The sequence below is a fragment of the Caulobacter sp. SRI_014 genome (genome assembly GCF_057586315.1).
Window position 1 is genome coordinate 118,907 of sequence record NZ_JBYCZQ010000009.1, and the last position, 9,499, is coordinate 128,405.

General features: G+C 68.1%; 8 protein-coding genes. 1 reads left to right on the forward strand and 7 read right to left on the reverse strand.

The features are described 5' to 3' along the window. Positions 1-8 precede the first annotated feature (8 nt). Positions 9-815, reverse strand: a complete 807-nt coding sequence (locus tag AC2YG9_RS18015) for a helix-turn-helix transcriptional regulator (RefSeq protein WP_487299372.1) — start codon at positions 813-815, stop codon at positions 9-11. Between the two features lie 114 nt (positions 816-929). Next, on the reverse strand, positions 930-1,496 hold the full coding sequence (locus AC2YG9_RS18020; RefSeq protein WP_487299373.1) for a TetR/AcrR family transcriptional regulator: 567 nt from the start codon (positions 1,494-1,496) through the stop codon (positions 930-932). 69 nt (positions 1,497-1,565) lie between these two features. Between AC2YG9_RS18020 and AC2YG9_RS18025 the strand changes: the two genes are divergently transcribed. Continuing rightward, positions 1,566-2,585: a zinc-dependent alcohol dehydrogenase gene (locus AC2YG9_RS18025; protein WP_487299374.1), complete on the forward strand. Its 1,020-nt coding sequence runs from the start codon at positions 1,566-1,568 to the stop codon at positions 2,583-2,585. Here the strand turns inward: AC2YG9_RS18025 and AC2YG9_RS18030 are convergent. The 5 genes from AC2YG9_RS18030 to AC2YG9_RS18050 form a co-directional block, all read right to left on the reverse strand. Continuing rightward, positions 2,582-3,568 carry an alpha/beta hydrolase gene (locus tag AC2YG9_RS18030; RefSeq protein ID WP_487299375.1) on the reverse strand — a complete coding sequence of 329 codons (987 nt, stop codon included), beginning with the start codon at positions 3,566-3,568 and terminating at the stop codon, positions 2,582-2,584. The genes AC2YG9_RS18025 and AC2YG9_RS18030 overlap by 4 nt on opposite strands. Further along, entirely contained in the window at positions 3,565-4,959 is a 1,395-nt protein-coding gene (locus tag AC2YG9_RS18035; protein WP_487299376.1) for an FAD-binding oxidoreductase, read from the reverse strand. Before AC2YG9_RS18035 ends, AC2YG9_RS18030 begins: the two co-directional genes overlap by 4 nt. 15 nt (positions 4,960-4,974) lie before the next feature. Further along, entirely contained in the window at positions 4,975-7,077 is a 2,103-nt protein-coding gene (locus tag AC2YG9_RS18040; RefSeq protein WP_487299377.1) for a TonB-dependent receptor, read from the reverse strand. Between the two features lie 131 nt (positions 7,078-7,208). Next, complete coding sequence (locus AC2YG9_RS18045; RefSeq protein WP_487299378.1) at positions 7,209-7,982, reverse strand: SDR family NAD(P)-dependent oxidoreductase; 774 nt, start codon at positions 7,980-7,982, stop codon at positions 7,209-7,211. An 11-nt stretch (positions 7,983-7,993) separates the two neighbouring features. After that, positions 7,994-9,490 (reverse strand): carboxylesterase/lipase family protein, encoded by a 1,497-nt coding sequence (locus AC2YG9_RS18050; protein ID WP_487299379.1) that lies wholly within the window; start codon positions 9,488-9,490, stop codon positions 7,994-7,996. Between the last annotated feature and the right edge of the window lie 9 nt (positions 9,491-9,499).

The following is a 9,499-nucleotide window of genomic DNA, read 5'->3' on the forward strand; positions in this document are numbered from 1 at the left end:
GTCCTGTCTTAGGCCGCGAGTTCGCGGGCGCGGAAATCGGAGGGCGAGGCGCCGAAGCGGCGGCCGAAGGCGCGCGCGAAGCTGGCGTTGTTGAGGTAGCCGTTCTCATAGCCGACGAGGGAGACCGGCAGATCGGTGGTCAGCAGCATGCGGCTGGCCTGTTGCAGGCGCTGTTCGGCGATGGCCTCGGCGACGGTCGAGCCGAACATCTCCTTGAAGCCTCTGGACAGCTTTTCGCGGTTGAGGCCGCAGTGGCTGGCGATGCCGTCGAGAGAGAGCTTCTCGTTCCAGCGCTCGTCGATCAGGCGGCGGGCGGCGAGGATGCGCATGGCGTCGTCGCGCGACAGCTGGCCGTCGCTGGCCATCGGCACCAGGCCGCCTTCGGTCAGCAGGAAGAAGGCTTCGGAGAGCAGCTCGACCCCCTTGGCGGCGCGGTAGATGTCGGCCGCCTCGCCGGTGCGCTGGGTGTCGCGCAGGGCCAGGGCGATGGTGCGCAGCCCGGTCGGCAGGTGGAACAGGCGCTGGTCGTCGCGGTCCAGAGCCTCAGCGCCGACGCGGTTCACGACGTCGGGCGCGATCAGCAGGATGATGCGGGTGGCCTCGTTCTCGCGGGCCAGCAGGGCGGGGACCTTGTCGGCGCCAACCACTTCCAGGGACGCCTGGCTGTTGATCGAGCCCATGCCGCAGCACAGGGCGACGGCGTACTCGGGCATGGCCACGGAATCGAAGGGGCCGCCGCCGACCAGAATGGTCAGTTCATGCGAGACGACGATGGTCTCGTGAGCACGCACGGCCTCGGACGCGAACTGACCCATGGCGATGTCCTCCCGCCCCTCTCCCGGGGGCCGAGTCGCACCATGGACCTATCTGACAGGTTCGTCCATACCTGTCAGATAGGTTGCGACGTAAGGAAGCGGCATGGGCCGAGGTCAAGGCTGACTGAGCAACACCTTCATGGACGCAGCCGCGTTCAGCAGCGGGTCGGGCGAGCGGGTGACCCGAGCAAGGATCAGGGCGCCTTCGAGCAGCGCCAGAAGGGTTTGCGCCAGCGCCGGCGCGCGGTCGGGGGTGACGCCGGTGCGAAGCAGGCCGGCCTCGATCGCCGCCTGCCAACGCAGGAAGCCGTGGCGAGCGGCCTCGGCCAGGGCCGGAGACGTTGCGGCGGTCTCGAGGGCGACGGTGGCGATCGGACAACCGTCGCAGAAGCCAGACCGTTCGAGGCTCCTGGCGCTGCCTTCGAACAGTCTCTGGACACCGTCGGCGGCGGTTCGGTCGGCGGCAAAGCAGGCCTCGAAGAAGCGCGCCAGGCCTTCGCCCGCCTTGTCCAAGGCGGCGACCCCGAGCTGTTCCTTGCCGCCGGGAAAGTAGTGATGGGCCGAGCCCCAAGGCGCGCCGGACGCCTCGATGAGCTTGCGCCAGGAGGTGGCCGTGTAGCCCTCCCGCTGGAAGAGCGTCATGGCGGTTGAGATCATCTGGTCGCGGGGTGACGGGGTCATGCCCTTGACTATGACGACTGTCCTAGAATATCAACCGTTAGGACAGTCGTCTTAACCGGGGATTTTTCGATGAAGCAGCTCACCGTGATGGGTCCAAACAGGCTGGAATGGCTGGAGGTCCCGGCGCCGAGGCTCTCGGGGCCGCTGGGGGCGATCGTGCGGCCGGTGGCGGTGGCGGTCTGTGACTTCGACCGCGCCGTGGTGACCGGCCGCTACCCCAACCTGCCGCTGCCCATCGCCATCGGCCACGAGATTGTCGCCGAGGTCGTCAAGGTCGGGGCCGAGGTCCGGGACATCCGGGTCGGAATGCGGGTGGTGCTGCCGCTGCACATCAACTGCGGGACCTGCCCCAGCTGCAACGCCCGGCGCACCAACAGCTGCACCTCACGGCCGGCGTTTTCCAACTATGGCTCCGGAGCGCGCGCCGGCGACTGGGGCGGCGGCATGTCGGACCTGCTGTCCGTGCCCTATGCGGACGCCATGGCCGCGCCCGTGCCGGCCGGGCTGTCGGCCGCCGACTGCGCGGCCGTGGGCTGCAACCTGGTCGACCTGCACCGCACCATCGCGCCGCATCTGGGGGATTTTCCTGACCCGACGGTGCTGATCGTCGGCGGCAAGGCCCACAATATGGGACTCTACGGGATCGTGGTCGCCAGGGCGCTTGGCGTCGAGCGCATCGACTTCCTGGACGATTCGCCGGACGTCCTGGCGGCGGCGGAGGCGCTGGGCGCGCGGCCGGTGAAGCTTTCGGACACCAAGCCCGGCGACCTCTATCCCATCGTCGTCGACTGCAGCGGGGCCGTGGATCGCCTGGCCGTCGCCCTGGGCAAGCTGGGCCCCGACGGCGTCTGCACGCCGGTCTGGCCAACCATGGGCGAAGCGGCGATTCCTGCCGGCGCCATGTTCCTGCGCAACGGCCGGCTGATCATGGGCCAGCCGCACGCCCGGGCCCACATGGACCCGGTGCTGGCGCTGATGGCGCAGGGGAAGTTTTCCAGCACCTCGATCCCGACCGAGATCCTGCCCTGGGATAGCGCCGCCGAGGCGTTCGGCTACGGAGAGACCAAGCGGATCTTCGTGCGGGACTAGGCGGTCCGCAGCCGCAGGAACCTGCCCAGCGCCGCCAGGCTGTCGCGCCGCGCCTGCACCGAGACCTCCGCCGTCGGATGGAAATCGAAGCCGTGCGGGCCGCCGGGATAGACGTGCAGCTCGGTCGGGACGCCGGCCCGCATCAGGCAGCGGGCGTATTCCAGGTCCTCTTCCAGGAAGAGGTCGAGGGCGCCGGTCGAGATAAAGGTCGGGGGCAGACCCGACAGGTCTTCGGCCCGGGCCGGGGCGGCGTAGGGAGAGACGCCGTCGGAGCCGGGCTCGACGCCAAGAATGGCGGCCCAGCCGAAGTGGTTGTTGTGCGGCGTCCAGATGAATTCGCCGACGTAGGGGTGAGGATCGGGGTGGGTGACCGTGCGGTCGTCGAGCATCGGGTAGATCAGGTGCTGGAAGGCCAGTTTGTACTCACCCCGGTCGCGGGCCAGCAGGGCCAGGGCGGCGGAGAGGCCGCCGCCGGCGCTCTCGCCCATGACGCCGATGCGGGCCGGGTCGATGCCGAGGGTCTCGGCGTTGGCGACGGTCCAGGCCAGGGCCGCGTAGCAATCCTCGACGTTGCCGGGAGCAACGGTCTCGGGGGCCAGGCGGTATTCGACGGTGACGATGACGCAGCCGAGCTCGGCCACCCAGTTGCGGTGCACCGGCTCCTGCGGGGCGGCGGCGCCGAGCACGTAGCCGCCGCCGTGGATATGCAGGATGCAGCCGACGGGTCCGGTCCGCTCGGGCGGGCTGTAGACGATGACGCCGACGTCGGGCGCGTCCTTGGGACCCGGGATTTCGAAGACCTGGCGGGTGACCTCGGCCGCCCTGCCCTCGGCCGGCGGGAACGGGATGCGGTCGGCGTTGCGCAGGTCTTCCAAGATCTCGTTGCTCAGCATCGAGGTCGGGAAGATGTCGAGCAGGGGCGACACCTCGGCATCAACCAGAGGGCGGGTTCCGGTCGGGGCCGGCCTGGAGGGGGTGGTCACAGGCTGAAGATCTTTCCCGGGTTGAACAGGTCCTTGGGATCAAGGGCCCGTTTGATCAGCCGCATCATGTCTACGGCGTCACCCAATTCTTCGACCAGCCAGTCCTGTTTGCCAATGCCGATCCCGTGCTCGCCGGTGCAGGTGCCGTCCATGTCGAGGGCTCGCCGGACGAGACGCTCGTTGAGGTGCTCGACCTCGGCCTGTTCGGCCGGGTTTTCCGGATCGATGACGAAGACCACGTGGAAGTTTCCGTCGCCGACGTGGCCCAGGATGGTGGCGGGTACGGTGGCGTTCAGCAGGTCCTTCTTGGTCTCGCCGATGCATTCGGCCAGGCGGCTGATCGGCACGCAGACGTCGGTCGGCCAGCCCACGGCGCCGGGGCGCAGGGCAGTGGCGGCGTAGAAGGCCTGGTGGCGAGCCTTCCATAGCCTGGCCCGCTCCTCGGGGAGGTTCGACCACTGGAACTCGGAACCGCCGTTGTCGGCGGCGATGGCCGAGACGGTCTCGACCTGCTCCTGGACGTAGCGTTCGGAGCCGTGGAATTCGAAGAAGAGGGTCGTCTTCTCCGGCAGCTTCAGACCGCTGTAGGCGTTGCAGGCCTTGATCTGCATGTCGTCGAGGATCTCGACGCGGGCCAGCGGGATGCCAAGCTGGATCGACTGCACGACCGTGTCGACCGCCCCGGCCAGGGTCTCGAAACTGCAGACCGCCGAGAGGATGGCCTCAGGAATGCCGTGCAGGCGAAGGGTCACCTCGGTGATGACGCCCAGCGTGCCCTCCGAGCCGATCATCAGCCGGGTCAGGTCATAGCCGGCCGCCGACTTGCGGGCCCGGCGGCTGGTGCGGATGTCGCGGCCATCAGGGGTGACGACACGCAGGGACAGGACAGCTTCACGCATGGTGCCGTAGCGCACCGCATTGGTGCCCGAGGCGCGGGTCGCCGCCATGCCGCCGATGGTGGCGTTGGCCCCCGGATCGATGGGGAAGAACAGGCCGACGTCACGCAGGTGCGTATTGAGCTCCTCCCGCCGGACGCCCGCCTGGACGGTGACATCGGAGTCCTCGGCGTTGACGCTGAGGATGGCGTTCATCTCCGAGAGGTCCAGGGTGACGCCGCCCCGCACCGGGATGGTGTTGCCCTCGATCGAGGTGCCGGCGCCGAAGGGGATCAGCGGCGTGTCATGCTGATTGCACAGCTTGACCAGCGCCACGACCTCTTCGGTCGAGCGGGCGAAGACCACCGCATCCGGCAGCACGACGTCGAAGTGGCTTTCACTCTGTCCGTGCTGGCGGCGCATGGCCTCGCCGAGGTGGAGGCGATCCCCGAAGACCGCCCGGGCGTCAGCCAGGAAGGTCTCGGAAAGGCCGTGGCTGACACTCAAAGCGTTCATCGGAGATCACGCGTATCAGAAGTTCACCGAGGCGCGGATACCGACGCGACGCCCGTCGCCCTGGATGGCCAGGTTGGTCGCCAGGAAGGCAAGGCCCGCCTTCTCGAGCAGCGAACGGTCGATGTAGGACTCGGTGTAGTCCTCGTCGAACAGGTTGGTGGCGAACAGGGCCACGTTGATGTCGCCATGCACCAGGGTCAGCGAGGTGTTGACCAGGCTGTAGCTCTCCAGGACCGGCACGTTGGACGCGGCCAGGGTCGAGCCGATGCGTTCGCCCTTGCCGACGAGCGTGACGTCCCACCGCAGGTCGTCGCTACCGATGGGCAGGGTGTAGCTGCCGTTCAGGTGGTAGTTCCAGTCGGGCACGAACAGCAGGCGATCGCTGGCCAGGGTCATGCCCGTGGTGTCGAAATAGGCGGTGTCGTCGGTGATGCGGGCATGCAGCAGGGTCAGGCCGGCGCTGAACGACAGGTTGTCCGTCGGGCGCCAGCGGGCCTCCACTTCCAGGCCGTAGGACTTCACGTCGCCGCTGTTGAGGTTGATGGCGACAAAGCCGGCGCCGCCGACCTTGGGGGCCAGCGAGTTCTGGCCGATGTAGTCCTTGTAGTCGTTGTAGAAGACGGCGGCATCGACCGAGAGCTTGTTGTCCGGGGTCGAGAGCTTGGTCCCGATCTCGTAGGTCCAGACGGAGTCGCCGCTGTAGATCGGGTTCGGCGCGCCGGCGCCGTTGGAGCCGCCGCCGCGGAAGCCGCGGCTGACCGAAGCATAGGTCATGACATCGTCATTCCAGTGCTTGGTGATCGTGAGGCGGGGCTGCAGCTGGTAGGCCTCGTACTCGTTGGTGGCGTTGGTGGCGGTGACCAGCTGGTGGTCGTAGCGCAGGCCGCCGGTGATCTCGAGGCTGTCGTCGATCTTCCAAAAGGCGGTTGCGAAAACGGCCTGTTGCTGGATGTGCTGGGTGGCGACCGAGGTCTGGGTGATACCGAAGGGCACGATGGTGGTGTCGTTGCCGTTGGTCGTCTCGACATCGTTGGCGAAGACGCCGACCAGGGTCGAGAAGCTGTCGGTCCACTCGGTGTCGGCACGCAGTTCGGCGGTGTAGCTGTCCGCGTCGTTGTGGCCGTTCGAGACGCGCAGGAAATCGACGGGGCCGAAGTCGCCGTCGCCCTTGGCTTCACCTTCCTTGCGGTCGTAGGCGGCGATGGCCGTGACCTTGGTGTTGCCGATGTCGAAGACGCCCTTGGTGTTGAAGCCGCGGTACTCGTAGGTGGCGATGCTGTTGAGGTTCAGGGTCGTGTCGCGGCTGTGGTCCTTGGGGCCGGTGACGTTGACATAGGGGGTCTGGCCACCGGTGACGCGGTCGAAGTAGGCGCTGGTGGTGATCACCGCGTTGGGGCTGACTTCCCAGCGCAGCGAGCCGTTCACCGACTGCTGCTCAAGCGGGCTGGCGTTGCCGCCGGCCAGGGCGTTTTCGGAGAAGCCGTCCTGGGTGTGGTAGCTGGCCGCGATGCGGGCCTGCAGCTTGCCCTCGATGATCGGGCCGGAGATGGAGGCGGCGACGGTGCCGTAGTTGTCCGGGGCGGCCCAGGCGCCGCTGATGCGGGCGCGGTAGCTGTCGGAGGGCTGGCGGGTGACGACGCTGATGGCGCCGCCGAGGGTGTTGTTGCCGAACAGGGTGCCCTGCGGGCCACGCAGCACTTCGATGCGCTCGACGTCGAGCAGAGGGCTGTTCAGGTAGCTGGTGTTGGGCTGGTAGATGCCGTCGATGAAGATGCCGACGCCGGGCTGGACGGTGTCGATCAGGGTGGTGCCGATGCCGCGGATCGAGACGAAGGCGCGGCCGACGGCGTCGCTGTTGATGGTCAGGCCGGGGGAGTAGGCGGCGATGTCCTTGAGGACGTTGATCTGCTCGCGCTCGAGGGTGTCTGCGCCGACGGCGGTGACCGCGATCGGGATGTCCTTCAGGTTCTCTTCGCGCTTACGGGCGGTGACGATGATCTCGCCAACGTCGGTGGTGTCTTCGGCCGCGGCGGGAGCAGTGTCCTGAGCGAAGACGGCGGTGCCCGAGAGCAGGGCTGAGGCGGCGACGCCGGCGGCGAGAAGGGTGGTGAAGCGCATGAGGTTTCCCCTGGAGTTCCTGTGCCGGGAGGGCCCCGGTTCTAGCACCAAGGCTTAGAGCGCGCCGGACCTATCTGAAAGGTCGCGGGCTGTGCCGATCCGCAGGCGGAGTTGGCACAGGCGTCAAAACCCTACCAGCAGCTGTAGCCGCCGTCGGTCAGGACGATGGAGCCGGTCATCAGGCTGGCGGCGTCGCTGGCCAGGAACAGAATGACGGCGGCGACTTCCTCGGGCTCGCCGAGGCGCGCCTGGGGCGTGGAGTCGATCCAGCGCCGGTACATCGGCGCTTCCTTGTCGGCGAAGGCGTTCAGGGGCGTGGCGATATAGGTCGGCGCCACGGCGTTGACCCGCACGCCGCGGGCGCCCCACTCGGCGGCCAGGCTCCTGGTCAGGTGATGTACGGCGGCCTTTGAGGCGTTGTAGTGGGCCTGGCCTTGCGGGCGGTTGACGATGAAGCCGCTCATCGAGCCGACATTGACGATGCTGCCGGAACCTTGGCTGAGCATCTGTTTGCCGAACTCGCGGGCGCACCAGAAGGTCCCGTTGAGGTTGACGTCGAGCACCTTCAGCCAGCGCTCGTCTTCCATGTTCTCGGCGTCGATCTCGCTGAGCGCGATGCCGGCGTTGTTGACCAGGATATCGACGCGGCCATGGCGGGCGACGACCTCGGCGACCACCCGGGCGACGGCCGGCGAGTCGGTGACGTCGAGAATCAGGCCCTCGACGGCATAGCCCTTGGCGGCCATGGCGGCGACGGCGGCGTCGATGGCGTCCTGACTGAGGTCGCCGAAGATGACCTTGGCGCCGGCCTCGGCGAGCGCCTCGACCGTGCACAGGCCAATGCCGCTGGCCCCGCCGGTGACGAAGGCCACCCGGCCGGGAAGCTGGAAGCGCTGCAGGTACATCGGGTTGGTCCTTACGGACGCCAGTGCCTGGCGGCCGGCATGTCGGGGTCGGTGATCGTCTCGCCTGTTTCAAAGCGATGCACCTGGCGGGTGGCCGCATCATAGGCGGTCCAGGGCGCGCCCTTGCCCTTGGCGAAGTCGGCCCAGATGGCGTGCATGCGGTCGGCCAGGGCCTGGGGCGGGTTAGGGCCGGCGAAGCCCTTGGGGCCGGCCGCCGTGCGCAGGGTGTCGAACACGAAGGGAATTTCCAGGGCGTGGCAGGCGCCGAGCGCGCCGTCGAAGGCCGGGCTCTTCCAGTCGAACTCGTAGAACCAGGTCTTGCCCTGGTGCTTCTGGGCGAAGACGCGGGCCGGCCAACGGAAGACCAGGTCGTGCATGGCTTCGCTGAGCATGTCGCCGGCCTTCACCTTGCGGTCGTCGTAGCCGTAGTCCTGCAGGATGGCCTTGGCGTTCCGGATCGAGCGGCTGACCATGTACCAGGCCAGCCAGCGGTTGATGTTCTTCCGCACGCCCGTCGGCACGAAGTAGACGTTCATCTCTTCGAGGTTGGTGCCGACAAGGATCTCGACGTCCCTGGCCGCGCCATTGGCCAGCGCGACCAGCGGGTGCTCGGGCAGCACGTCGTCGCCGAACACTGGCAGGAAGCGTGAAAGGCCGAAGGCCGGCTCGCGGCCCTGATCGTCGCGAAGATTGAGCTGCACCGTCGGCATCTGAACCTTGTCGGCCCATTGCAGAGTCTGCTCGGCGGTCTTTGTCTTGAACCCCTCGACCGTGGCGGGCACGCCCATCATGCGGGCGACCTTGCGGGCCAGGCGGTGGCTGATCTCGACGGGGCGGACCATGGAGCCGTGGCCGCTCTGGATTATGGCCCGCCTGAACAGGCCCCTGGTCAGGGGCGAGGCGACGAGGTTGCCGATCGACATGGCGCCGGCGCTCTCGCCAAAGACCGTGACGTTGGCCGGGTCGCCCCCGAAGGCGGCGATGTTGTCCCGCACCCATTCGAGGGCGAAGATCTGGTCGCGCAGGCCGAGGTTGGTGATCCCGTCCGGGATGGCCATGAAGCCGTCGACGCCCATCCGGTAGTTGAGGCTGACCAGCACCACGCCGCTCTTCGCGAACGAGGTCCCGTCGTTGGCCGGGGTGTGGCCACTGCCGGCGACGAAGCCGCCTCCGTGGATCCAGACCATGACCGGCAGGCCATTCTCATTGCTTGGGCCGCCCTGCGGCGCCCAGACGTTGAGGTTCAGCCAGTCGTTGCCGGGGCGTGAGCCCTCGCCGATCAGCGGCGCGAGATCGAGGGCGTCGAACGGCCGGACGGTCTGCGGATAGGTCGGGCCGGGCGCCGAGGCGTCGCGCGGCTCGGACCAGCTGGCCGGCTTTTGCGGCCTGGCGAAACGAAGCTCGCCGACCGGGGCCGCCGCATAGGGCACCCCCAGGAAGCTGTTGACGCCATCGGCGGAGACGCCGCGCAACGGACCGCTCTGGGTCGTGACGATCGGCTGGGTCATGAGGGGGGA

Excerpts from the sequence above, each read along its gene's own strand:
- AC2YG9_RS18035 (WP_487299376.1), bottom strand. The coding sequence starts at position 4,959 with ATGAACGCTTTGAGTGTCAGCCACGGCCTTTCCGAGACCTTCCTGGCT.
- AC2YG9_RS18020 (WP_487299373.1), bottom strand. The coding sequence starts at position 1,496 with ATGACCCCGTCACCCCGCGACCAGATGATCTCAACCGCCATGACGCTC.
- AC2YG9_RS18025 (WP_487299374.1), top strand. The coding sequence starts at position 1,566 with ATGAAGCAGCTCACCGTGATGGGTCCAAACAGGCTGGAATGGCTGGAG.
- AC2YG9_RS18050 (WP_487299379.1), bottom strand. The coding sequence starts at position 9,490 with ATGACCCAGCCGATCGTCACGACCCAGAGCGGTCCGTTGCGCGGCGTC.
- AC2YG9_RS18040 (WP_487299377.1), bottom strand. The coding sequence starts at position 7,077 with ATGCGCTTCACCACCCTTCTCGCCGCCGGCGTCGCCGCCTCAGCCCTG.
- AC2YG9_RS18015 (WP_487299372.1), bottom strand. The coding sequence starts at position 815 with ATGGGTCAGTTCGCGTCCGAGGCCGTGCGTGCTCACGAGACCATCGTC.
- AC2YG9_RS18045 (WP_487299378.1), bottom strand. The coding sequence starts at position 7,982 with ATGTACCTGCAGCGCTTCCAGCTTCCCGGCCGGGTGGCCTTCGTCACC.